Annotated in this window: 23 protein-coding genes; 13 read left to right on the plus strand and 10 right to left on the minus strand. The window is 67.4% G+C overall.

The features are described from left to right. Positions 1-60: 60 nt before the first annotated feature. A complete protein-coding gene (locus ACFWUP_RS26185; protein WP_379238626.1) occupies positions 61-489 on the minus strand; it encodes a cupin domain-containing protein in 429 nt (142 codons plus the stop codon). 25 nt (positions 490-514) lie between these two features. On the opposite strand from ACFWUP_RS26185, the gene ACFWUP_RS26190 reads away from it, so the two are divergent. Further along, positions 515-955, plus strand: coding sequence for a MarR family winged helix-turn-helix transcriptional regulator (locus tag ACFWUP_RS26190; protein WP_379238627.1), 441 nt, complete (start codon positions 515-517; stop codon positions 953-955). 212 nt (positions 956-1,167) lie between these two features. Then, a complete protein-coding gene (locus tag ACFWUP_RS26195; RefSeq protein ID WP_379238628.1) occupies positions 1,168-1,392 on the plus strand; it encodes a hypothetical protein in 225 nt (74 codons plus the stop codon). A 36-nt stretch (positions 1,393-1,428) separates the two neighbouring features. Here the strand turns inward: ACFWUP_RS26195 and ACFWUP_RS26200 are convergent, their stop codons facing one another. Beyond that, positions 1,429-2,853, minus strand: coding sequence for an amidase (locus ACFWUP_RS26200; protein WP_379238629.1), 1,425 nt, complete (start codon positions 2,851-2,853; stop codon positions 1,429-1,431). 161 nt (positions 2,854-3,014) lie between these two features. On the opposite strand from ACFWUP_RS26200, the gene ACFWUP_RS26205 reads away from it, so the two are divergent. Further along, positions 3,015-4,478, plus strand: coding sequence for an AIM24 family protein (locus ACFWUP_RS26205; protein WP_379238630.1), 1,464 nt, complete (start codon positions 3,015-3,017; stop codon positions 4,476-4,478). Positions 4,479-4,533: 55 nt separating this feature from the next. On the opposite strand, the gene ACFWUP_RS26210 is transcribed toward ACFWUP_RS26205, so the two are convergent. Next, positions 4,534-5,826, minus strand: coding sequence for a hypothetical protein (locus ACFWUP_RS26210; RefSeq protein WP_379238631.1), 1,293 nt, complete (start codon positions 5,824-5,826; stop codon positions 4,534-4,536). 401 nt (positions 5,827-6,227) lie between these two features. On the opposite strand from ACFWUP_RS26210, the gene ACFWUP_RS26215 reads away from it, so the two are divergent. The 4 genes from ACFWUP_RS26215 (at position 6,228) to ACFWUP_RS26230 (ending at position 10,335) form a co-directional block, all read left to right on the plus strand. Beyond that, a complete protein-coding gene (locus ACFWUP_RS26215) occupies positions 6,228-6,788 on the plus strand; it encodes an HD domain-containing protein (protein ID WP_379238632.1) in 561 nt (186 codons plus the stop codon). 112 nt (positions 6,789-6,900) lie between these two features. Continuing rightward, positions 6,901-8,046, plus strand: coding sequence for an acyl-CoA dehydrogenase family protein (locus ACFWUP_RS26220; protein ID WP_379238633.1), 1,146 nt, complete (start codon positions 6,901-6,903; stop codon positions 8,044-8,046). A 223-nt stretch (positions 8,047-8,269) separates the two neighbouring features. Next, positions 8,270-8,725, plus strand: a complete 456-nt coding sequence (locus ACFWUP_RS26225) for a DUF4254 domain-containing protein (protein ID WP_379238634.1) — start codon at positions 8,270-8,272, stop codon at positions 8,723-8,725. A gap of 230 nt (positions 8,726-8,955) precedes the next feature. Further along, positions 8,956-10,335: a metallophosphoesterase gene (locus ACFWUP_RS26230; RefSeq protein WP_379238635.1), complete on the plus strand. Its 1,380-nt coding sequence runs from the start codon at positions 8,956-8,958 to the stop codon at positions 10,333-10,335. A gap of 2 nt (positions 10,336-10,337) precedes the next feature. Here the strand turns inward: ACFWUP_RS26230 and ACFWUP_RS26235 are convergent, their stop codons facing one another. Beyond that, positions 10,338-10,874, minus strand: a complete 537-nt coding sequence (locus ACFWUP_RS26235; RefSeq protein ID WP_379238636.1) for an Rv3235 family protein — start codon at positions 10,872-10,874, stop codon at positions 10,338-10,340. A 116-nt stretch (positions 10,875-10,990) separates the two neighbouring features. Continuing rightward, positions 10,991-11,833: a DUF72 domain-containing protein gene (locus ACFWUP_RS26240; RefSeq protein ID WP_379238637.1), complete on the minus strand. Its 843-nt coding sequence runs from the start codon at positions 11,831-11,833 to the stop codon at positions 10,991-10,993. A 107-nt stretch (positions 11,834-11,940) separates the two neighbouring features. Between ACFWUP_RS26240 and ACFWUP_RS26245 the strand changes: the two genes are divergently transcribed. From ACFWUP_RS26245 to ACFWUP_RS26265, 5 genes are all read left to right on the plus strand, one after another. After that, positions 11,941-13,161, plus strand: coding sequence for an MFS transporter (locus ACFWUP_RS26245; protein ID WP_379238638.1), 1,221 nt, complete (start codon positions 11,941-11,943; stop codon positions 13,159-13,161). Positions 13,162-13,248: 87 nt separating this feature from the next. Further along, a complete protein-coding gene (locus tag ACFWUP_RS26250; RefSeq protein ID WP_379238639.1) occupies positions 13,249-13,449 on the plus strand; it encodes a hypothetical protein in 201 nt (66 codons plus the stop codon). 159 nt (positions 13,450-13,608) lie between these two features. Beyond that, entirely contained in the window at positions 13,609-14,151 is a 543-nt protein-coding gene (locus ACFWUP_RS26255) for a YceI family protein (protein ID WP_379238640.1), read from the plus strand. A gap of 16 nt (positions 14,152-14,167) precedes the next feature. Then, positions 14,168-15,373: an Ig-like domain-containing protein gene (locus ACFWUP_RS26260; RefSeq protein WP_379238641.1), complete on the plus strand. Its 1,206-nt coding sequence runs from the start codon at positions 14,168-14,170 to the stop codon at positions 15,371-15,373. A 62-nt stretch (positions 15,374-15,435) separates the two neighbouring features. Then, complete coding sequence (locus ACFWUP_RS26265; protein WP_379238642.1) at positions 15,436-16,956, plus strand: LCP family protein; 1,521 nt, start codon at positions 15,436-15,438, stop codon at positions 16,954-16,956. Positions 16,957-16,995: 39 nt separating this feature from the next. Here the strand turns inward: ACFWUP_RS26265 and fadD32 are convergent, their stop codons facing one another. Continuing rightward, entirely contained in the window at positions 16,996-18,876 is a 1,881-nt protein-coding gene (gene fadD32 / locus ACFWUP_RS26270) for a long-chain-fatty-acid--AMP ligase FadD32 (RefSeq protein ID WP_379238649.1), read from the minus strand. A gap of 57 nt (positions 18,877-18,933) precedes the next feature. After that, positions 18,934-20,181 (minus strand): KasA/KasB family beta-ketoacyl-ACP synthase, encoded by a 1,248-nt coding sequence (locus tag ACFWUP_RS26275; protein ID WP_379238650.1) that lies wholly within the window; start codon positions 20,179-20,181, stop codon positions 18,934-18,936. A 202-nt stretch (positions 20,182-20,383) separates the two neighbouring features. Here ACFWUP_RS26275 and ACFWUP_RS26280 point away from each other — a divergent pair, with 202 nt between their 5' ends. Continuing rightward, positions 20,384-21,376: an acyl-ACP desaturase gene (locus tag ACFWUP_RS26280; RefSeq protein ID WP_379238643.1), complete on the plus strand. Its 993-nt coding sequence runs from the start codon at positions 20,384-20,386 to the stop codon at positions 21,374-21,376. A gap of 16 nt (positions 21,377-21,392) precedes the next feature. Here ACFWUP_RS26280 and ACFWUP_RS26285 read toward each other — a convergent pair whose 3' ends face one another. From ACFWUP_RS26285 to ACFWUP_RS26295, 3 genes are all read right to left on the minus strand, one after another. After that, entirely contained in the window at positions 21,393-22,685 is a 1,293-nt protein-coding gene (locus tag ACFWUP_RS26285; protein WP_379238644.1) for a diguanylate cyclase domain-containing protein, read from the minus strand. A gap of 33 nt (positions 22,686-22,718) precedes the next feature. Beyond that, a complete protein-coding gene (locus ACFWUP_RS26290) occupies positions 22,719-23,528 on the minus strand; it encodes an SAM-dependent methyltransferase (RefSeq protein ID WP_379238645.1) in 810 nt (269 codons plus the stop codon). 145 nt (positions 23,529-23,673) lie between these two features. After that, positions 23,674-24,291 (minus strand): YdcF family protein, encoded by a 618-nt coding sequence (locus ACFWUP_RS26295; RefSeq protein WP_379238646.1) that lies wholly within the window; start codon positions 24,289-24,291, stop codon positions 23,674-23,676. Positions 24,292-24,511 lie beyond the last annotated feature (220 nt).

Below are 24,511 nucleotides of genomic sequence, written 5' to 3' on the forward strand. Positions count from 1 at the left end.
TTATATTGTTCGGCGACCCAAACTTTCAAGTTCTGGGCTCAAAACAGCCAGGAAGACGGCTCAGGATGCCCAGGGCGGGGTGAAGGTGGACCCATCGGGCAGTTCCGCCGCGAAACCGACGCGCACGGCCACCAGCAAGGTGGCGGGCTCGTCGGTAGCGTTCGCGAGGGCGATCAGCGAGCCGGCGGGCGCGACCGCCGCATCGCCCGGTTTCATCGGCGCCGACTCGCCATCGATCGTCAAAGTCACCTCGCCCGACAGCAGCACGAAGGCCTCCTCGCCCAGGATGCGATGCGGCACACCGACCGAACCGGCCCGCACCTCGGTCTGCCAGACGCACAGTTCGGCACTCCCGGTGGCAGGACGGACGAGCGAGGTGAAGCGAGCGTTGTGCACCTCGTACACCTGGGCGTCAGCGGAACGGATTACCGGCATTCGAACCTCCATAAAGTCAAGCAACTTGTCTATATGGTCAAGTAGATTGACCATTGTGTCAAGTGTCAGAATGAACGCCGTGCCCGCGAACGCAGACCTGCCCCTCCTGCTGCTCGCGGCAGCGGCCGAGGTGACCCAGGCGGTACACGCCAAAGTCACGGCCGCGGGATTCGCCGATATCCGGCCGACGCACGGGTTCGCCTTCGTGCGCATGGCACCCGACGGCGCGACGGTCGGCGAACTCGCCGAGCATCTCGGCGTCACCAAGCAGGCGGCCAGCCAACTCGTCGACGAGCTGGTCATCAAGGGCTACGCCGACCGCAATCCACACCCGCGCGACGCCCGCGCCCGCCTGATCACACTCACCGACCGGGGCTGGGCGTGCACGCGAGCCGCCGACGCCGCGCTGGCCGAATTCACCCAGAACTGGTCGGACACCCTCGGACCGAGGACCCTCACCCAGGTCAGCGAGGCGCTGGGCCGTGTCGTCACCCCGGGACGCGTCCGCCCGAGTTGGTGAACTCTCACCACAGGCGTAACCAAACGGCGCGGGCCGACGATTTCATACCGGGTATCCGCACATTTGAAGAATTGGATTTTCAAAACCTGCGCGGCGTCACGGCGAGCGGCATACTCTCGGATCGAGCGGTGACGCGCCACCGCAGCACCCGGGCCGACGGTCCGGGTCGCGCACTCGTCACGCCACCGTTCCACCTCGATCTCGGAGGATCAATGTCAGCCCTGGCCACCACTATCGACACCGTCACCCGCCACAAGTACGAGCGGTTGCAGTACACCGGTTCGGCCGGCGTCGTCACCTCGCTCGAGGACGCCCGCCTCGTCGATCGCTGGCGCACCGACTACCCCGGCTGGGACGGCGAGCACTGGGCCTTCGACGCGGGCACCGACAGCCCGGGGCGACTGCGCCCGATCAATGTCGCCGCTCGCAGCAACTGAGCAGCGCTGTCGGTGATCAGCGACCGTGACAGCTGATCAGGCGGCACCAGCGGCGGCGGCCCGATCGACGATCCGCGGAAACGGGCTCGCCGCCTCCACCTGATAGGCCAGATCCAGCAGCGTCCGCTCGTCACCACGACGGGCAGCGAGCTGGATCGAACCGGGCAGACCGCTCGACAGCAGTCCGTGCGGCAGCGAAATGCCCGGTCCCCCACCGACATTGTTGAGCGGGGTGAAGCCCACGTAATCGGTGAGCTTGGTGAACAGCGCGTCGAACGGCTGCCCCGGCGCGAGCTCGCCGATGCGCGGCGCCGGATGGGACAGCACCGGCGACAGCAGCACGTCGACCTCGGTGAATTGCTTGTCGTAGGCCGCGACTCCCCCGCGCAACCGCCAGGTCGACGCCGCCAGCGCGAGCGGATTGCGTTTGGCCAGCCCGATCAGACCGGTGGTGAACGGGTCGAGTTTGCGCGCATCGAAATGCCCGCGATGCCCGAGCCGGAACGACAGCGTCATCGCCGCGGCCATCATCGCCCAGTACCGCTTGAAGTCCTCGACGAAGCGCGGATCCACATCCAGGCGCATCTCGACGATCTCGTGGCCGAGACCCTCGAGCACTTTCGCCGCCGACGCCAGGATGACGCCGTTGTCGGCATGCACCGGCCGATCGAGAATATCGGCGGTGATCAGGCCGATCCGCAGCCGTCGCGCGCTCGGCCCTTCGACCAGTCCGACCGGCGCGAGCTTCGGATTCGCCTCGAACTGTTCGACGGCGGCCAGGTAGTGCGCGGTGTCGCGGACCGAGCGGGTGAGCACGCCCTCGGAAACCAGGTGGACCGGCAGGTTGCGGGCGCCCGGCTGGTCGAGCAACCGATTGCGGGTCGTTTTCAGACCGACCAACCCGTTGGCCGCGGCCGGAATGCGAATCGAACCGCCACCGTCATTGGCATGCGCGATCGGCACCACCCCGGCCGCCACGAGCGCGGCAGACCCACCCGAGGACGCGCCCGCCGAGTACTCCGGATTCCACGGATTGCGGGTGGGCGCGCGATGGGTGAACTCGGTGCTCGCGGTGAGCCCGAACTCCGGCAGCGTCGACTTGCCGAGCACGATCACGCCCGAATGCAGGAATTGCGCGCCGGGACCGCTGGTCACCGTGGCCGGGTGCGGGGTGAACGCGGCCGACCCGTGACAACTGGGCAGGCCGGCGACATCGGTGTTGTCCTTGACGAATGCGGGCACCCCGGCGAACACGCCCGCGGTTTCCGGCGTCGAGGCCGCGCGCTCGAAACACGTCATCTGCACGGCGTCCAGACTCGGCTCGACCCGCCGGGTTCTGGCGATCGCGGCCTCGATCACCTCCGCCCGGCTCACCTCCCCCGCCCGCAACGCCGCGGCGAGGCCGACAGCGTCGTGTGTCCCGAGGGCATCGTCAGTGAATCCATGGACCGCGGAGCTCATGGCCGCAGCGTATCGCCGTCGACGTCCATTCGCGGCAGTAACGATCTCACTCCTTTGGCATTTGCGCCTCGACGCTGGCGAAGCGGCGACATACACGGCACTATCGAAGTCGTGGATCTCTTGGGAATCGGACAAAAAGCCCGGCCTTCGGGTGCTGTGTCGTGACCGCGCTGGCTCCCGGCGAGAACCGGCCCGCGCCCGGTGATCAGCTGACCATCACCGTGGCGAGTTCGGCGTCGGTGGACGTGTCGGCGCTGCTGGTGAACGCCGCGGGCAAAGTCCGGTCCGACGCCGACTTCGTCTTCTTCAATCAGCCCACCGGGCCCGGTGTGGTGTACCGGCACGGCAATGGCGGGCCGGATGTGGTGTCGGTGCAGACCTCGGCGTTGCCCGCCGATGTGGACAAGGTGGTCGTCACCGCCAGTCTCGACGGTCGTGGGCCTGCGACTTTCGCCTCGGTCGGCGCGCTGACAACCACGATCGAATCCGGTGGCACCGCACTGACTTTCCCGATCTCCGGGCTCACCACCGAGAGCGGCGTGGTGTGTGTGGAGGTCTACCGCCGCAACGGGGCATGGAAGGTCCGCGCGATCGGGCAGGGTTACGACGACGGGCTCGCGGGGATCGCTTCCGCCTTCGGGGTGAACCTCGACGATGAGCCTGAACCTGTTGCGCCGCAGAGCGGTTCCGCCAGTTCGGCCCACGGGTCCGGCTATCCGCCGCAGGGCGCGCCCGGCCATCCGCACCAGCCCGGCTCCAACCCGCCGATGCCACCCGGCCAATTCGCGCCACCACCGGGCGCGCCCCCAGCCGGTGCCCCCGGCTACCCACCGCCCGGCTACGGCCCCGGCGCACCCGCGCAACAACCGATGTATGCCTCTCAGCAAGGAGCCCAGCCCGTGCACAGCGACCTGTTCGACCCCTCGCATGCCGAGGTCAACGGCCTCGGTATCCAGAAGCAGGGCGGCAAGATGGTGAAGGTCGGGATGAACGGGGAGGTGATGGCGCGGGCCGGGTCGATGGTGGCCTATCAGGGTGACCTGAAGTTCGAAGCGCTCGGCTCCGGCGGCATCGGCCGTGCCATCCGCCAGCACCTCACCGGTGAGGGCGTACCGCTGATGAAGGTGACCGGCCGGGGTGACCTGTTCCTGGCCAACAGCGCCGCCGACGTGCACATCATCGACCTCGACGGCACCGACGGCCTCACCATCAACGGCGCCAATGTCCTCGCCTTCGACTCCACCCTGCGCTACGACATCGGCCGCGTCCAGGGCGCCGCGGGCTACGCCTCCAACGCGGGCCTGTTCAACTGCGTCTTCACCGGCCGCGGCCGCATCGCCATCACCACCCACGGCACCCCCGTCGTCCTCACCGTCGACCAGGCCACCTACGCCGACCCCAACGCCGCCGTAGCCTGGTCCTCGAGCCTGCAAACCGGCATCAAACGCAACGACTCCTTCGGCCTGGGCCGCCTCATCGGCCGCAGCACCGGCGAAGCGAGCACCCTCGCCTTCTCCGGCCGCGGCTTCGTCATCGTCCAGCCCTCCGAACTCCCCCCGGGCGGCCTCATCGGCGGCACCGGCGGCGGCCAACAAGCAGGCACCGGCAGCAGCCTCTTCGGCTGATCAGAACACAAGAGAAGGCCGATACCCGCTCGGGTATCGGCCTTTTCCGTGCGTACTAGTTCGCGCGTTCCTTGCGGGCCTGGCGGCGGGCTTCACGCATGTCGTTGAGTTCCTGTTCGAGGCTTTCCGCGATGCGGAACTGGCCGGTGTCGTAGATGCTCGTCGGCTCGATGGCCTCGTAGCCGAAATTGGCTTCGGCGAAAGCCTTTTCGACGCGGGCTTCGATGTCGGAGATGGCGCTCTTGCGAGCGGCCGGGACGGCGTCGGCGACGGGTTCGGGCTTGGCCGGTTCCTTGGGGGGTTCCGGGGTCGCCACGGGGGCGGGGGCGGGCGGGACGCGCTTGGCGGTGATCTTGTCCGCGGAGGACGGCTTGCCGATGCCGAACCGCTTGCGCTTCTCCGTGGTCCGGCCGTTGCTGACCGGCTCGGTGGGAGTCCAGGCCGGCTCGCGGGTGACCGGAGTCGTGGCGGCGGTTTCGACGGCGGCCATCGCTTCGGCGCGGGCGGTGCCCGACATCGGCGGGGTGTAGGTGAGGCGGATGCCCTCGGTGGTCTGGCGGGCGAGGATGGTGTCGGCCGGGTCGGGCAGGTCACGGACCTGGCTGGTCGCGCGGGTGATCGCGAGACCGTAGCGCGCGCTCACCGCGTCGTGGATCAGCAGCGCGACACCGATCATCACCGGCGCGACCGCGTGCACCGCGACGTCGTACCAACGCCCGTCGCGCACATAGGGATAGGTGTTGAGGGTGACGGTGAGGCCGAGCAGCGCGAGTTCGGCGAGCGCGACCTGACGACGATTGTCGATCACACCCCACTCGGCGACCTTGTTCGTGCCGACCATGATGATGATCAGACACACGCTGATCATCGCCTCGAGCAGATAGCTGAACCAGAACAGCGGATCGCTCGGCCCGCCGGGCGCGATGTTCTGCTGCACGTTCACCGCCGACCACAGCATGCCTGCGCCGACCACCCCGGCCAGCGCCTTGAGCGACCAGGACCGGTGCCGGTACAGCGAAGCCAGCCGCGCGTGCGGGCTCGATTCGCGTCGCTGGGCGGCCATCGCCTTCCGGGCGAGCAGCAGATCTCGCATGTCGGCCTTCTCGATCGCTTCGGTGGTCTGACGACTGCGGTCCGAGGCGGATGCCATCGCCTGGGTGTGCTTCCAGCGCTGCTCGCGATCCTGCTCGCGGATGCGTTCGGCGAGTTCGCGTTCGGCGCGCAGCTCGTCCTCCGACAGCGCGTCGGTGAGAGCTGGATCGAATTGGTAGGCAAGGCGCCCACGGGCACGTTCGACTCGCTCGGCGAGCTGGCTGACGTCGTCGGTGGGACCGGACTCGATCGTCATGCCAGACCACCGCCCGGGGTGCGCAAAGGCAGGCAGGTGACCACACGTGTGAACGGCACACGCCATTCTTAGTCGATATACCCTCGAGCGCGAAACCGATGCTCGCACACGGCACCCCGTACACGGCGCGCCGTGCGCGACACGCCCAACATTTTCGGCCGGACACGCGATCAGCGAAGATAATCCCCCGCCGCCGACGGCGCGTGAGTTTCCGTCGGTTCGGTGCCCGACCGTTGCCGGCGACCGCTCGCGATCGGACCGACGTGCCGCCGCCTACCGAACGGCCACCCGGCAGCGAAACCCCGTTTCGCCGGGCGACGCCGACCACGGACACCTAGGGTTGGGCCGGGGTGCCGGGGGGGTTTCGCGCACGCCCGTGAGATCGACTCGGGAGTAACGAATTGACCCAGCACACAAGCGAACTCGACCAAGCGATCGCCCAACAACTCGAACCGTGGACCGCCCGGCTCGGCGCCGACCGCAAGGCCTACTTCCATCACGTGCTGCGAGTGCTGCGCTTGGCCGATCTACTGTTCGCGCACAGCGGCGAGCCGGGCGAACCACCCAGTGCGCGTGAGGAATTCCGCACCGCGGCGGTCTTCCACGACCTGGGTATCTGGGCCGCGGGCACTTTCGACTATCTCGAACCGTCCTGCGCCCTGGCAGGCGACTGGCTGATCGCCCGGCGCCGCGAGGACCTCACCGATGTCGTCGGCGCGATGATCCGCGATCACCATCGAGTGCGACCGGCAGGCAGCGCGACCGACCCCGCCGAACTGTTCCGGCGAGCCGATCTGATCGATGTCACCTTCGGCGCGCGCCGCTACGGCCTGCCCTTTTCGGCCTACTCCGCGCTGACCCGCCGGTACCCCGACAGCGGCTTCCACTTCAAGCTGGTGGAGCTCACGGTGCGTCGCGCGCTCATCCATCCGCTCTCGCCGCTGCCCATGATGCGCTGGTGAGACGCTATTTCGCCAGCACTATTGTCACTGCGCCAATACTGATGCACACTGGTATCCGTAACCACCGGTCACGTCTGGACCGGTGCTGTGCCGAGCCGAACTAGGAGACTCGATGGCCGCCAATCGGTCCAGCTGGATGAATGAGGACCTGGACGCCCTGCGCGACCTGGCCCGGGCCTTCCTGGCCAAGGAAGTGGAGCCGAACACCGATAAGTTCCGCGAACAGCACCACGTCGACCGGGAGCTGTGGAACAAGGCAGGCGAGGTCGGCCTGCTCTGCCTGTCGGTTCCCGAGGAATACGGCGGCGGCGGCGGCACCTTCGCCCACGAGGCCGTGCTCATCGAGGAGCAGGCCAGGATCGGCGACACCTCATGGGGCGTGAGCCTGCACAACGGCATCATCGCCCACTACATCCTCGCCTACGGCACCGAGGAGCAGAAGCAGACGTGGCTGCCGAAGATGGCCAGCGGCGAGGTGGTCGGCGCGATCGCGATGACCGAGCCCGGCACCGGCTCTGATCTGCAAGCGGTCAAGGCCAAGGCGATCCGCGACGGCGACGAGTACGTCATCAACGGATCCAAGACTTTCATCACCAACGGTGGCCAGGCCGACCTGATCATCGTCGTCGCCAAGACCGACCCGACCCAGGGCGCAGCCGGCGTCTCGCTGGTGCTGGTCGAGGCCGATCGCGCCGGGTTCCGCCGCGGGCGGGTGCTCGACAAGATCGGCCAGAAGGGCCAGGACACCTCCGAGCTGTTCTTCGAGGACGTCCGCGTCCCGGTGAGCAACCTGCTCGGCACCACCGAGGGCCAAGGCTTCATCCAGCTCATGCAGCAACTGCCGCAAGAGCGCCTGATCATCTCGGTCGGCGCGGTCGCCGGGATGGAGAGCGCCCTCGAGCACACGCTGCGCTACACCAAGGAGCGCGAGGCATTCGGCCGCCCGGTGTTCGGTTTCCAGAACACCAAGTTCAAGCTTGCCGAGGTCGCCACCGAGGCCACCATCGCCCGGGTGTTCGTCGACGACTGCGTCGAGAAGCACGTACGCGGCGAGCTCGATATCCCGACGGTCGCGATGGCGAAATGGTGGACCACCGACAAGGCGATGCAAGCGGCCGACACCTGTCTGCAGCTGTTCGGTGGCTACGGCTACATGACCGAGTACCCGATCGCGCGCATGTGGGTCGACAACCGCGTCCAGCTCATCTACGCGGGCACCAACGAGATCATGAAGGAAATCATCGCCAGGAGCCTGTGATACTCCAGCTCCACCGGTGAATCCGACCGGCCGCGAACACCAGTTCGCGGCCGGTTTTCGCTGTTGAGGGGTCATTTCGTGACCTATCCGCCGTCCCCGCCGAGACGAATGTCCTTCGACATCCATTTCCGATAGCGAGGACGGTGCGGCAACAGTGGACACGGACGGCAGCGGTTCGCCCCGGCGACCCGGAGCGGAACCGGTACTGCCGGACCGAGCGCAGATGATGCAGGCGGTCTGCGGCGTCGCCGGTGACGACGATCCGGTTCTGACCGCCGCCCACGAACTCGCCGGCCTGCACGAACGCCGCGAACAACAGATACCGGGCGACACCAGCGACATCGATTGGGCGCGTGCGCGTCTGGTCTGTGAGATCGACCGCTGGGTCGCCCTGCGCGCCCCGACTCCGGCGATCTCCGCGCCGATGCACACCGAGAGCATCGGCGCCGTCGTCGACCGCATGGCGCATTTCGCCGCCCTCACCTACCGCGCCCTTGCCTACGGCGCCGAGGCCGCGCTCCATGCCGCGCAGCTACGTCTGCACGAATTGGCCTGCGGCTACGACGATCTCATCGACGAGGTGGCCAGCGGGGCGCGGCGTCTGCCGGACGGCGCGGACGGTGATACACCGGAAAGCGATGGGACACAACATATCCGGAACAAGCCACGCAAGGAATAATCCGAGCACGGAAACGCGACGGTACGACCCGTCGCAGGGGGTGATCACCCATCCGCTTCTCGGTCCCACGAGGCACGCGGGTCGGTCTGTCCGGCGGCGGGATCGCTTCGACCGCGGCGTGGCGGCGTCGTTTCACCGTCGCTACCCGGGCGATCAACGGCCACATCATTGTCTGCGTACGTTCAGGCGGGCGCCGTACCGTCAGCCGTAGACGGCGAACGGAGCCCGGCATGCTCGATCCGCGACTGCACACCGCATGGTTGGTCAACGCGGCTTCGGGTGCCGCCGCCGCGACAGTTCGGGCGCCGATGGCGCGGCCGAATTCGTGGACGGGCGTGCGTGATCGGCTCGTGGTCACCGATCTCGAGGTCGTGACAGTCACGCACGACACGGCGATCATCACCTGGTCCACGCATCGTCACGACCGCTCGGGACAGCTTCGCCCAGCCTCCGCCGACACCGAGGTGCGCCTCGCGCCCGCCGACAGCCCGGCCGCCCCCGTGACGCGCTACCTCGACGGCCGCCGCACCGCACACCACTACGCCGAGGTGCGCGGACTCGAGCCCGGCCGCCGGTATCGCTTCATCGCCTGCTCCGACGGCGAAACCGCGGTACCGGGCCGCACCTGGGTGACACGACGCCCCGGAACACCGGAGGTCACCGGCGTTTTCCTGACCGCGCCACCACCGCCGGGCCGGCTGCTGCGCACGATCGCCCTGGTCAACGACCTGCACTGGGGCGAGGACCGCAGTGGTCTGATCGTCGCCGGGTTGCCACCGGGTCTGCGCCACGACGACGGCCACTACCCGCAGGTGATGACCGAGGCGCTGCTGCACGACATCCGCCGCCCCGAGCGCGCCGCCGACCACCTCGTCGTCGCGGGCGACCTCACCGATTGCGGTACCGCCGAACAATCCGCGGGTATCAGTGCGCGCCTGGACGATTGGGGAGTCGCGGGCCGCGAGCACTTCGTGTGCCGTGGCAATCACGACGTGCCGCGTGGTGCGGATGACCACTGGGGTCAGATGTTCCAGCCGTTCGGGCAACTCACCTGCCACGAACTCGGCGGCCTGCGCCTGATCGGCCTCGACACCACCCGCAGGCGAGGTTCCGGCGGCACGATCGACGCCGACCAACTCGCCCGGCTCCGCGCGACCCTCGCCGCCGATCCCGACCGTCCCACCCTGGTCTTCGGACACCATCCCGCGACTCGCTATGCGGCACTGAGTAATCCCGGCGGCCCCGGTTTCGTCCTCGATCGCGCCAGCGTGACCGCACTGCAAGCCTGCTACCGGACAACCCCCGGCGTCTTCCTGCATCACAGCGGCCACACGCATCGAAATCGCCGCACCCGCCCCGATTCCGGCCGTGTCGAGTACCTCGAGGTGGCGGCCGTGAAGGAGTACCCCGGCGGCTACGCGCTGCTGAGCATCTACGAGCGCGGCTACACCGTCCACTTCCATCGCATCGCCGCCGCGGCCGCACTGGCCTGGACGAGCAAGACCCGCAAGCAATACTTCGGCCTGCACCCCGACCACGCGCTCGGCAGCCTGTCCGACCGCAATCACCGTGCGCCCAACGACTTCTCGGGTGTCACGACGCTGCGCTGAGGTCAGAACATCCGCACGGCGACCAATCGCCAACTGTCCTTCGACTGCTCGATTCGGCCCGCGATGGCGAGTGTTCGTGGCCCACGTTGGTACGAGGCGAAGACTTCGGCGGCACCGTCTTCCGCGGGAGTGACTTTCACACTGGTCAGGGTGGCGGTTCCCAGGTTTCGGGCCGGGACCAGGTCTTGGGTGAGCATCGTGCTGATGGCGGAGAGTACGCGCGCATCGGCGAATGCGCGCAGATGACTCGATGATCGCCGCCGGTCGACCACTTCGAGGAGCAGCCGAAGTACCTGCTCGGTGAATCTCCTTGCCTGCGGAGAGGAGTCGATAACCGGCGGTGCGACCTGCGGGCAGGACGCGCGTACCACCCTGCGGATGCTCGCCGGTGTTCCACCGGTCGACCTTCGACGGGCCGAACCGGTAACCGGATGCGGTGCAGCGACATTCGCGGCCTCGGACCGCCGCACCGAAGCGGCGCCCTCCAACTGCGGCTCGCAATGCGGCGCGGGCGACAACAACATTTCATCCGTAGACATGCTCGTCCCCTTCGAGTCCGTCCACCCACTCCCCAGTGGTGGCGCACAGCATTACACGGGGGTACGACAAGTTTTCGCGAAATCAGCGCAGGTCACCTCACGTTGTCCGCACCGCCTCAGAACAATGTCATCGGCTCATCCGACGTCGGAGTCGGCTGCGCGGGCAAGTCCGGCACCAGCGCGCGAACCTCGTCATGGAAGCGGCGGGCCAAACCTCGGGCGGCGGCGTTGTCGGGAGTGTGCACGAAGAACGTGGGCGAGCGACCTTCGCGCAGCCAGTCGGCGACGGTCTCCACCCACGGCACCCAGCCCGCGACGGTGCGATCGGCGTCGGCGCGGCCGTGGTAACGAACGATCGGGTACTCGGTGAGCGCCCGCATCCGCCGCGGCACCCGCGGCTTCTTCGCTCGCGCCTCGTACTCCGAGGGGTCACCCGGCGGCCCGTCGAACAGGACAGTCGTGTCGAACGGCACCCACTCGGCGCCGATCCGCCCGAGCACCCGTTCCAGCTGGATCGCGGCCCTCTCGTCGTCGAAGAACGCCGGATGACGCACCTCCACCGCGCACCGCAGCCCACCCGGCAACTCACGCTGGAAGCGGGCGAGCGCGCCCAGATCGGTCGGCCCGAACGAGGCGGGCAGCTGGATCCACAGTGCGTGCACCCGCGACCCGAGCGGTGCCATCACGTCGAGAAACGCGCCGAGTTCGGCACCGGCGTCGACCAGCCTGCGCTCGTGCGTCACCGCCCTCGGCGGCTTGAGCACGAACCGGAAATCGGGCGCGGTCTGCCGGGCCCACGACTCGACGGTGGACACCGACGGGGTCGCGTAGAACGTGGTGTTGCCCTCGACCGCACCGCAGTGCCCGGCATAGGCGCGCAACCGTTCCCCCGGTGCGGGCAACCGCTCCTGCCACTGCGGGTGCGTCCACATGGCACACCCCATCCGCAGCTCACGCACAGGCCGACGGTAATACAGCGACCGGCCGCCCTTAAAATGAGACCGGTTGCCACCATTTCGCCCGTGCGCGGGTGGCGAGAGTGCGCGCACGACGGAAAGGGCCTGTGATGGCGATTCTCACCACCGAGCGGCCCAGTGCTGTCTCCGTCTCCCGGGCCTGGCTCGGTGTGTCCGCCGCCATGGTGACGATCGCGTGGGGCGGCAACGAGTTCACGCCGCTGCTGGTGATGTACAAAGCCCACGGCCTCCCGCTCACCGCGGTCGACCTGCTGCTGTTCTACTACGTTCTCGGCATCGTGCCCGCCCTGCTCATCGGCGGACCACTCTCTGACCGGTTCGGTCGTCGCCCGCTGATGCTGCCCGCCCCGCTGATCGCCGCGGCCGGTTCGCTGCTGCTCGCGGCGGGCGCGGCCTCGGTGCCGATGCTGGCGGCCGGGCGGATGCTGTGCGGTGTCGCGCTCGGGCTGGCGATGGCGGTGGGTGGCAGCTGGCTCAAGGAGCTGTCGCAACCACCGTTCGCCACGGCCGCTGCGGGCAAGGGCGCGCGTCGATCCGCGATGAGCCTGACCGCCGGGTTCGCCCTCGGTGCGGGAGTGGCGGGAACGCTCGCGCAGTGGGGCCCGCTGCCCGATTCGACCGCCTATCTCGTCAACGCCGCGCTCTGTATCGCGAGCGCCTACTGGATTTTCAGAACACCGGAAACCGTGACGCGCCAAGCGAATCCGGGCCGCTTGTGTGATGACCTGAAGATCCCCGCCGCCGGACATCGACGCTTCCTGCGCGTCGCGGTGCCGATCGCCCTGTGGCTGTTCACCGCCAACGCGACGGCCTACGCCGTCCTCCCCACGCTGATGTTGCCGCGCGTGCAACAGGCCCCGATCGCCTTTTCCGCCCTGGTCACCATGGTGACCCTCGGCTGCGGGTTCACCATCCAGTCCGTCGCCAAGCGCATCGATCGCCCCGGCACCGCGCGCGCCGCGGTGGTCGCGCTGGTACTGCTCACGCTCGGCATGGTCCTGGCCGCGTGGACGGCGGCGACCCTGAGCATCTGGGTCACGCTGCTCACCGCCGTCGTGCTCGGCAGCGGCTACGGCATCGGCCTGGTCGCGGGTCTGCAGCAGATCGAGCGCATCGCGGGTCCCGGCGATCTGGCCGGTCTGAACGCGGTCTTCTACTCGGTGAGTTACCTCGGCTTCGGCGTCCCCGCGGTCCTGTCGGCCCTGAACGGCAGCCTCGGCTTCGGCTACCCGGCGATGTACCTGGTCACTGCCGCGATCGCCGCGTGTTGCCTCGCACTCGTCGCCGCGAATTACCGCGAACGGACCTGAGCCGCGCCCATCCCGGTCTCCCGGCCGAAGCCGTCGCGATTCACGTACCTCGGTCAACCGAACGATCCGCGATCGCGGCGCATTACGGTGGATCGTGTGAGCGACCCGGTCGAAACCCTTCTCCGCTGGCAGGATTCCGGCGCGATCTGGCGGGTTGTCGCGCGTCGGCCGGACGCCGTGACTATCGCCCTGTACGAATGCACCGGCGGACAGGAAGCAGACCGCTTCACCTCCACCGATCCCGCCCTCCTTCGCTTTCTCGGCGAACGCGCCACCAGCGAGGGCTGACCGCCCGCGCCAACCGGGGCCTAGGCGTACCTCCGCTTTCGCTCCGGCCATGCGCAAACGGCTGAGGCCGCTACGCGCCTGCGTCCATTAGGCTGGTTGACGCAATCGCTTCACGCTCGCAGACCCGCACACCGCCGGAACGCCAAGTGAGGAGAGACCATGTCGGCCCCTACCGGATTACCCGCTGGAACCTGGGTCATCGACCCCGCACATTCCACTCTGCAGTTCTCCGTGCGCCACCTGATGGTGAGCAAAGTCCGTGGCAGGTTCACCGACTTCTCCGGCACGCTCGTGATTCACCCCGATGGCATCGCCGACGCCGACGTGCAGATGAAGGTCGCCTCGGTCACCACCGACAACGCCCAACGCGACGGGCACCTGGCCAGCGCCGACTTCTTCGACGTCGCCAACCACCCGATCGCCACCTTCAAGGCCACCGGCTTCAAGGCGATGAGCACCGACTTCTCCGTCACCGGCGACTTCACCATCCGCGGCAACACCCACCCGGTCACCCTCGACGTCGAATTCCTCGGCACCGGCCCCGGCATGGCCGACGCCCCGGTCGCCGGTTTCTCCGCGACCGCCACCATCAACCGCCGCGATTTCGGCCTCACCACCGAGATGCCGATGGCCGACGGCGGCGCCGTGATCGGCGACAAGATCAACCTCTCGCTCGACGTCGAGGTCGGCTTACAGAGCTGAGCAGCAGGAGGGGCGCATGTCAGGACTACGTTTCCGAGTCGGCCTCGCCGCCGTGCTCCTGGCGCTGGTCGCGGGCTGCGCCGAGACCGGCGACTCGAGCCCGGAATCGGCCGCCCCTCCCGTTCCGACGATCTCGGTCGCCCCGGCAGACGGTGCGACCGAGATCGACCCGCTCGGCCCGGTCCGCGTCAGCACCAGCGACGGGCAGCTCACCACGGTCACGATGACCAACGAGGACGGCGGCACCGTCGAGGGCATCCTCACCCCCGACCAGTCGGCGTGGAAACCGTCGGTGCCGCTCGGCTACGGCCGCACCTACACCGTCACCGCCGAGGCGGTCACCGTCACCGGCAAGGTCGGCCCGATCACCTCGTCGTTCTCCACCCTGGCACCCAACAATCAGACCGAGGTCTCCTTCCGCACCACCGGCGGCACCCCGCTGTCGTCGTCGGGCACCTTCGGCGTCGGCACGGTCGTCGTGGCACATTTCGACGAAGACGTCCCTGACCGCGCGACCGCCGAAAAATACCTGGTCGTCACCACCGATCCGCCTGTCGTCGGCTCCTGGTACTGGGTCGACAACCGCAACGCCCACTGGCGCCCCGAGAACTACTACGCATCCGGAACCCGGGTGACCCTCGCCGCCGATATCTACGGCAAGGACCTCGGCGGCGGCCTCTACGGCCAGGAAGACACCAAGACCAGCTTCACCGTCGGTGACTCGCACGTCTCGATCGTCGACGACAACGACAAGCAGGTGCAGGTGTACGAGAACGGCACGCTGGTCAAGACCATGCCCACCTCGCTCGGCAGGGGCGGCAGCGAGACCGTGGCGGGCAAGACCATCACCTTCTGGACCCAGCCTGGCATCTACACGGTGATGGCGAAGGCCAACCCGGTGATCATGGATTCCTCCACCTACGGCCTGCCGGTGAACTCCCGGCTCGGGTACAAGGAAACCATCGGCTGGGCGACCAAGATCAGCACCGACGGCATCTATCTGCACCAGCTCGACGACACAATCTGGGCGCAGGGAAACACCAACGTCTCACACGGCTGCCTCAATCTCAGCGGCGACAACGCTCGCTGGTTCTACAATTTCTCCCAGCCGGGCGACGTGGTCGAGATCAGGAACACCGGCGGCGCCCCGCTCGAGGTGTGGCAGAACGGCGACTGGAGTGTGCCGTGGGAACAGTGGCAGGCAGGTAGCGCGCTGCGGTGAACGGGGACAACGACTTTCCGGCGGACCTGCCGCGCCGGGAGCACAGGCGGGGACCGCAGCGCGTGGGCAGGCACGTCACCGAACACCGCACCCCGCGCCGCGGACGCGCTCACCGCGCCGCAAAGATCTTGGCCCGCACATTCGTGGCGACGACAGCGCTGGCCGTCCTCGCGGGCACCGGCCTTGCCTGGTCGGCCAAGCAGGACTTCGACTCCGGCTTCACCCACTCCACCGCACTCGGCGAGGATGCCCCGCGGTCCGGTGGCGGCGCCGTCAATATCCTGCTGATCGGGCTGGACACCCGTAAAGACCTCAACGGCAACGACTTACCGAAACAGGTGCTCGACCAGCTGCACGCCGGTGACGGCAGCGAGGGCGGCTACAACGCGAATTCGCTGATCCTGCTGCATATTCCGGCCGACCACAGCAAGGTGGTGGCGTTCTCCATCCCGCGTGACGACTATGTGCCGGTGACGGGCATCCCCGGCTACCAGCAGATCAAGATCAAAGAGGCATACGGGCTGAAAAAAGCTGCGGTACAGGCGAAGTTGATCGAGCAGGGTGAGAAGGACCCGGTCGTGCTCGAGCGGCGCGGCCGCGAGGCGGGGCGCGCGTCCATCGTCACCACGGTCCGCAATCTGGTCGGGGTGCCGATCGATCGCTTCGCCGAGATCTCCCTTGCCGGCTTCTACGATCTGGCCACCGCGGTCGGGGGTGTCGACGTGTGTCTCAATCACTCGGTCGACGACAGCGAGTTCTCCGGCGCCGTCTTCCCCGCGGGCAGGCAGCATCTCGACGGTGCGCAGGCGTTGGCGTTCGTCCGCCAACGGCACGGCCTGCTCAACGGCGACCTCGACCGCACCCACCGTCAACAGGCATTTCTCACCTCGGTGGCCAAGTCGCTCAAAGACTCAGGCACCCTGACCAATCTGAGCCAACTCGCGGAGCTGATGGATGTGGCGCACCGCGATATCGTGCTCTCCGACGGCTGGAATCTGTTCGACTTCGCCCGTGATCTCGGCTCCGCAGGCTCGGTGCCGGTGGAATTCCGCACGCTGCCGGTGGTGCGCTACGACGTGATCGACGGTCAGGACGTGAACATCGTCGACCCGGCCGCGATCAAGCGGGAGGTGCGGGCGGCATTCGGCCAGGAGGAACCGAAAACCACTGCCGCGGTGCCGGTTCCGACGAGCGTGGTCGATGTGCACAATGTGGGCACCGTCAAGGGGCAGGCCGCGGTGCTCTCGGCGGCACTGACGGACCGGGGTTACCGCGCGGGACTCATCGGCAACGGCGATTCGAACGACGGCCAGTATTCGACCATCACCTACGGCCTCGGTGCCGCCGACGACGCGAAAGCGCTGGCGGAACTCCTCGGCGGACTTCCGGTTTCCGCGTCGCCCTCGGTGGCGGACGGGCGCGTGCGCATCGCACTCGGCGCCGACTTCACCATGCCCACCGAACTGAGCCCCACGACACCGACCACGATGCCGAAGCCCACTACGTCCGGCTCGACGCCACTCCCTGATGCGGGAAAACCGTTGTCCACCAACATCGGTGACACCATCCCCTGTGTGAACTGAGTCGGTCGGCCGCCGGAATACCCAGCGGCCGACCGATTCTCACTCCTCCGGTGCGTCCGGATACGCCTGCTGGCGGTACCCACCGCGCAGCGTCCCGTCCAGGTACGCCGCCTTGCACGCGCGCCGGGCGATCTTCCCGCTCGACGTCCGCGGAATCGACCCAGCAGGTACCAGCAGCAGATCCCTGACCATCACCCCGTGTCTGCGAGCGATGGCCGCCCGCACCGCATCCGTGATCGGACCTGGCTCCAGTTTCGCTGCACCCGTAGCTCTTTCGGCCACGATCACCAACTGCTCCGCCGCCGGGTCCGACGCACTCCCCGCCTCACGTACCGGCGCGGGCAGCTGCCCCGCCTGCACCGAGAAGGCCGCGATGAAACCCGGCCGCAGCGCGGTGCTGGCTTCCTGCGCCGAGTACTCGAGATCCTGCGGATAGTGGTTGCGCCCGTCGACGATCACCAGGTCCTTCACGCGACCGGTGATGAACAGTTCGCCATCGTGATAGGCGCCGTAGTCGCCGGTCCGCATCCACTTCGCGTCATCGGGAGCACCCTCGGCGCGACTACCGATCGGCAGGCGCGCGATCACCCGGTTGTGGAAGGTCTCCGCGGTTTCCTCCGGCCGACCCCAGTACCCGATGCCCATATTGTCACCGTGCAACCAGATCTCGCCGACCTCGCCGTCGCGGCGCTCGATCCCGGTGGCCGGGTCGACGATCACCGCCCACTGCGACCGCGCCACATGCCCGCACGACACCTGGGCCACCGCGTTCGCGGCGTGTTCGTCGCACTCCACCATCCGACCGTCGTTGAGCTGCCCACGATCGACATAGACCACCCGCGCCTCGTCATCGCGCTTGGTCGCCGACACGAACAGGGTCGCCTCGGCCATCCCGTAACACGGCTTGATCGCGGTCTTGGACAGCCCGTACGGCGCGAACGCCTCGTTGAACTTGCGCATCGAGGACACCGACACCGGCTCGCTGCCGTTGATCAGACCGATCACATTCGACAGGTCCAGACTCTCGTCACCCTTGGGCAGCCCACGCATCGCCGCGTGCTCGAACGCGAAGTTCGGTGCCGCCGAATAGATTTCGGCACCATCAGCCTGCGCGGCCAGTTCCTTGATCCAGCGCGAGGGCCTGCGCACGAACGCGCTCGGCGACATGATCGTGATGAATTTGCCGCCGATGGTCGGCAGGATCACCGTGAGCAGCCCCATGTCGTGGAACAGCGGCAGCCAGGTGACCCCGCGCGCGTTCTCGGTGATCCCGATGGCGTCGATCATCTGCAGCAGATTGGTCCCCACCGAGCGGTGGGTGATCTCCACACCGGCGGGCACGCGCGTGGACCCGGAGGTGTACTGCAGGTAGGCCACGCTGTCGATATTGATGTCGGGCCTGCGCCAGCGAGTGCCGACGGTATCGGGAATCGCTTCGACCGCAATGATTCTGGGCCGTTGCGCGGCGGACTGTTCGCGGAAGAAATTGCGTACCCCCGCGGCCGCGCTGCCGACGGTGAGCACCGCGGCGGGTTCACAATCGCCGAGCACCGCGTGCAGCCGGTCGCTGTGCCCCTGCTCCTCCGGATCGAACAGTGGCACAGCCACATTCCCCGCGTACACCGCCGCGAACAGCGCCACTACATAGTCCAGCCCCTGTGGCGCCAACACCGCCACCCGATCACCGGGCTGGGTCACCTGCTGCAACCGTGCGGCTACCGCGCGCAACCGCACGCCGAATTCACGCCAGGTCAGTTCCCGGTATTCCCCCTCACGTTCGGTCGAATAGTCGATGAAGCGGTAGGCCAGGTCATCCCCGTTGGCCTCACTGTGCTTGTCGACGAAGTCGATCAGGGTCTGATCACCGGGAATCCGGATAGTCCCCAGTTCGTCTACATAGTCGTCGAATGTTTCGCCGATCATTCCCAATCCTTTTCAACGCACATTGACCAGAAACCGCCACTGCTGGGCAGATCGTCAATACCGTCCGAACGAGATCGCCACGTTGTGACCGCCGAAACCGAATGAGTTGTTCACCGCGTAATCGATTCGACCGCGCCGCGCCTGCCCCGAAACCACGTCCAAATCGATAGCGGGGTCCTGATTGTCCAGATTCAGGGTGGGCGGAACGATGCTGTCGCGCACGCTCAGCACGGTGAGCACCGATTCGAGCGCACCGACCGCGCCGATCGAGTGCCCCAGTGCGGATTTCGGCGCGTAGACCGAAGCGTGCGAGCCGATGGCCTTGGCGATCGCGTTGGCCTCGGCGGTGTCGCCGATCGGGGTGGCGGTGGCGTGGGCGTTGATGTGGGTGACGTCGGTGCGGCTGATCCCACCGGTCTGCATCGCCCGCGTCATCGCGCGCGCGGCGCCGGTGCCCTCGGGATCCGGTGCGACGAGGTGGAACCCGTCGGAGGTGACGCCCGCGCCGAGCAGCCGCGCGTGAATCGTCGCGCCACGTGCCTTGGCGTGCTCCTCGGTCTCGATCACCATCATCGCGCCCGCCTCGCCGAAGACGAAGCCGTCGCGGTCGACGTCGAACGGACGCGAGGCCGCCTTGGGATCGTGGTTGCGCGTGCTCATGGCTCGCATCTGCGTGAACGCCGCGATCGGTACCGCCTGGATGGACCCCTCCACCCCGCCGGTGACCACCATGTCGGCATCGCCCATCACAATCATCCGCCACGCGTTGGCGATCGCCTCCGAGCCCGACGAGCACGCCGACACCGGCGTGGAAACCCCGGCGCCCGCGCCCAATTCGATGCCGACACAGGCCGCTGGGCCGTTGGGCATGATGGCCTGCACAGTCAGCGGAGAGACCTTGCGGTAGCCGCCGTTACGCAGGCGATCGCGGGCGTAGATCAGCGATTCCGCGCCGCCGAGGCCGGTGCCGATCGAGACGCCGAGCCGTTCGCGGTCCACTTCGGGGCTGCCCGCGTTGCGCCACACCTCGCGCCCGAGCACCACGGCCATCTGTTCGACGTAGGACAGTTTGCGCGCCTCTTCGCGGGTGAGCGAGAGGGTGGGCGACACCTTCAGGTGGCCGCCGATCCGTACCGGCAGTTCGAAATCGTCGATGAAGGAATCTTCCAAGACGTCGATTCCGCTCTCGCCGTTGAGCAGACCCTTCCAGGTCGAGTCGACGTCGCCCGCGATCGACGTGGTCGCCGCCAGGCTCGTGACCACGATGTCCGTCATAATTTTTCGCTCACTCTCTCTAGCTATGCCACGACTGAACGGGAACCGCTGATGGAGCTGAACTGGTGGAGCGTATATGCACTCGGCGCGACGCGCCCAAATTCCGTCACAGTAGCCAGAAGTACCGTGTCGTTTCCAGGCGCGATGCGCCAGGTCTATTGTGACGACGGGCAACACTACCGGACCGACGCAACTCTCGCTTTTCACTAACCGGAAAGGGCAAACGAGCGTGGCCAGGAACCTGACCCAACTGGAACTACTCATCGAGCTGGAACCCACCGCCGCAAGCAATGTCGATCGGCATCTGGCGATGGCAAAGGACTGGCACCCCCACGATTACGTGCCGTGGGACCAGGGCCGCAACTTCGCAGCACTGGGCGGAATCGATTGGGACCCAGAGCAATCCGCGCTCAGTGAACTCGCCAAGGCGGCGATGATCACCAACCTGCTCACCGAGGACAACCTGCCCTCCTACCACCGCGAGATCGCCGAGAACTTCTCCAAGGACGGCGCGTGGGGCACCTGGGTCGGCCGCTGGACCGCCGAGGAGAACCGGCACGGCATCGTGCTGCGTGACTACCTCGTGGTGACCCGCGGCGTCGATCCCGTCGCGCTCGAGCAGGCGCGAATGATCCACATGACCAACGGTTATTCGGCGATGGCCGTCGTCGACGACAAGGCCCCTGGCTTCGACATCCACTCCGCCTCGGGCGCCGGATTCCTGTTCTCGGTGGCCTATGTGACCTTCCAGGAACTGGCCACCCGGGTCAGCCACCGCAATACCGGTCGCGTGTGCGACGATCCGATCGCCGACCGCATGCTCGCGCGCATCGCCGCCGACGAGAACCTGCACATGATCTTCTACCGCAACCTGTGCGCCGCCTCGCTCGACCTGGCCCCCGACCAGACCATCGAGGCGATCAACACCATCGTGCAGAACTTCCAGATGCCGGGGGCGGGTATGCCCGGCTGGCGGCGTAACGGTGTACTGATGGCCAAGCACGGCATCTACGACCTGCGCCAGCACCTGGAGGAGGTCCTACTGCCGGTGCTGCGCAAGTGGAACATCTTCGAGCGCAACGACTTCGGCCCGCGTGGCGAGGCGGCCCGCGAGGACCTGGCTGCCTTCCTCGAGCGGCTGCGCGGCGATGTCGCTCGCTTCGAGGAGCAGCGGGATCGCTCACTCGCGCGGGCGGCCCGGCGCGAGCACCAACCCGTCTGATCAACCCGGCCCGGGGTTACCGGGCCGGGTCGCGGCGCGCGTCGTTCTTGTTGCGGTACATCGCGGCATCGGCGACGTGCACCAATTCGTCTACGGCGCTGGGCAATTCAGCGAAGAACGCGGTACCGATGCTCACACCGACGGCGAGCACATGGCCGTCCACCTCGAGCGGCTCGGTCAGCGCGGCCATCAGCTGTTCGGCCAACTGCGCCAATTGCGGCTCACCCGAACACTTTTCGACGAGCACCAGGAATTCGTCGCCACCGATCCGGGCGGCCAGCGCGTCGGCCGGGCCGACAACATGGCGCAACCGGTCGGCCACGACCTCGAGCACACGATCCCCGATCGCGTGCCCCCACAGGTCGTTGATCTCCTTGAAGCCGTCGAGGTCGAGGTAGCAGACCCCGATCGGTGGCTCGGCCGCGTCGAGCCGGTTGAACAGGTGCGGGCGGTTCGGCAGCCCGGTGAGCGCGTCGTGATTGGCGTCGTGCCACAGCCGGTCGGCGAGCTGTTTGCGCTCGGTGACGTCGACCGCGACACCGATCAGGAACTCGATACCACCGTCGGCACCACGCACCGCCGACATCGACAGGTCGATCGCGGTCACCCGTCCGTCGGTGTGCAGGTGCTCGGTCTCGGTGCGGAAGCTCTCGGATTCGCCCGCGATCATGCGCTGCAGTTGTTCGAAGGCGAAGTTCAGATTGTGTGGGCCGAGTATGTCGGCGACGGTCCGGCCCGGCATCGTCTCCGGGGTCTGGCCGAGCATCTGCGCCATGGTGGCGTTGCAGTTCACCACCTGGCCGGACATGTCGACGGTGCCGATCCCGACGAGTGCGCCGTCGAAGACCGCCTCGAATCGGGCCTCCGACAACGCGCGGCGGGTCTCGGCCTCCTGCGCCGCGGCGAGCACCGCAGACAGGGTGGCCTCCTGCTCGGCCAGCGCGGCGGCCCGCAATGCGGCGGTGAAGCCGGCCGCGAAGTCGGCGGCAAGGCTGATCGCCCGCTCGCGGATCCGCGTCAGCGCTGGGTCGGATGGACCGTCGGCGGCCACCTCGACCAGGTCCGTGCACAGCACCGGCACCGATCGACTCACGGCTGCCGGGTCGCGGTAGTTCGCCGCCACCAGCATCCGGGCGGCGCGGCGGGCCACATCGGGGTCCTCACCGCCGCGTGCCGCGCCGATCAGACCGGTGCACAGGGCGGCCAGCATCTCGTCGATCTGGGAGCGGTTGAGCGTGGGAGCGACGACGCCGTCGAGGGCATCCGCCCACCGCTGCGCCAGCTCCCACGACCCCACTGCCTCATCCACCTGTCATCGTTCACACCGCCCGGTATGGGCGGCTCACTTCTTGATCGCGACCCCGCCCATACCGAGCGAACGGCCCGGCTTCTCGTGCTGGTCGCGCTCGGACTCGGGCCGCCACAGCGGCAGCTCGACAACGCCGGGTTCGACCGCGTCCCATCCTCGGAACAACGCGACGATTTCGTCCCTGGACCGGAAGTGGATTCCGACCTTCGCGTGATTCACCGACTGCACGCCAAGTTTACTGGCATCCTCAGGACGCAGCTCGGATGTGAGATGTGAAATGGCTATGAAACTGCCAGGAGCGACCGCCTCGCGCAGCGCCGAGACCTTGCCGATCGGATCCTCGTCGTCGTGCACCAGATGCAGCACGGCGATCAGCAGCAACCCCACCGGCTCGTCGAAGTCGATCAACCCGGTCTCGCGCACCGCTGTGAGCAGATCGCCGGATTTACGTAGATCAGCCTCGATCGCGCCGGCCCGCTCATTACCGTCCAGAATGGTCCGCGAGTGAGCGACCGCCACCGGGTCGATGTCAACGTAGAGCACCTGTGCCGTCGGGTCGAGCTCATGGACGATCTCGTGCACGTTGCCCGCGGTCGGGATGCCCGACCCGATGTCGAGGAACTGCCGTATCCCGGCGTCGAGCATGAAACGCACAGCCCGGCGCAGGAAGGCTCGGTTGCTCAGCGCCAGCCGTGGCAGGTCGGGAACCAGCTTGATGGCGAGCTCCGCGGCCTCCCGATCGACCGCGAAATTGTGCGAACCACCGAGCAGTGCGTCGTACATCCGAGCCGGACTCGGATACTGAATATCGACACCCTCGGGCGCCCACACCGGCCGTTCCATCACGTTTCCCCTATCCGCCATTACTCCGATTGCGCCATCGCAAACCCCGCAATGACACCACCAGAATCGTAAACGGCATCACCGACATCGGCGCGACTGTCGGCTGGCCAGGCCATGTACTCATCCAGCGATGGAGAGGGAGTGCCTACTTTTCTGTGCCGTATGGCTGAGCCCAGAGTGGGGCGGCGTCCGGGGTCATGGTGGCGACGACCGGAATTCCGGCGGCGAGGAAGTTGTCCAGGGCTCGGCGCATGTGGTCGGCGGAGGTGATGAGGACGGCCTTGGTGACGCCGAGGGCTTCCATCATCCGGGCCGAGAACTCCGCGTTCTGCACGGTGGATCCGGCTTCGGTCTCCGCGTGCAATCGATGCCTGGCGATGCCACGAACATTGAGCCAATCGGCCATCACTTGCGCCTCGGTGACACCGCTGCGCGGGTTTCCGCCGGTCACGATCACCGGCGAGGCGGGTGACATGAAGGCCTGAACAAGGGCCGCGTGCAAGCGATTTCCCAACTCGGGTCGCATCGTGCCGTCGGGCAGCAGCCCGTATCCGAGCACCACGATCGCGGTCTCTGGGCCATAGGTGGCAGGCAGTTCGATTCCGGCGATACCCGCGACCGAACCGACTGCGCCGATCAGCGGATCAGGGGCGGGCGCCGCGCCACCGGGTGACGCGGTCGCCACCGCGCCGACCAGTGCGGCAGGCAGCACGAGGGCTGCCGCGCAACGACGCAGTGTCTGGTGTGTGAAGAGCCAATCCATGGTGACCTCCCGAAGCGACGTCGCATCATGGTCGCGCACCGGGGCCTCAGGCATGGAGGTTTTCTGAAATGTTGATGGTTCGGACTGCGAGCCCGGGCCTGTCGAGGTGTCGCAAAACGCAAAAGGGCCCCCAGCAATGCTGGGGGCCTTTCGCAATGATGTTCCGGCAGTGTCCTACTCTCCCACACCCTGTCGAGTGCAGTACCATCGGCGCAGGTGG

It is taken from the genome of Nocardia sp. NPDC058658 (assembly GCF_042716665.1).
Lineage (GTDB): Bacteria > Actinomycetota > Actinomycetes > Mycobacteriales > Mycobacteriaceae > Nocardia.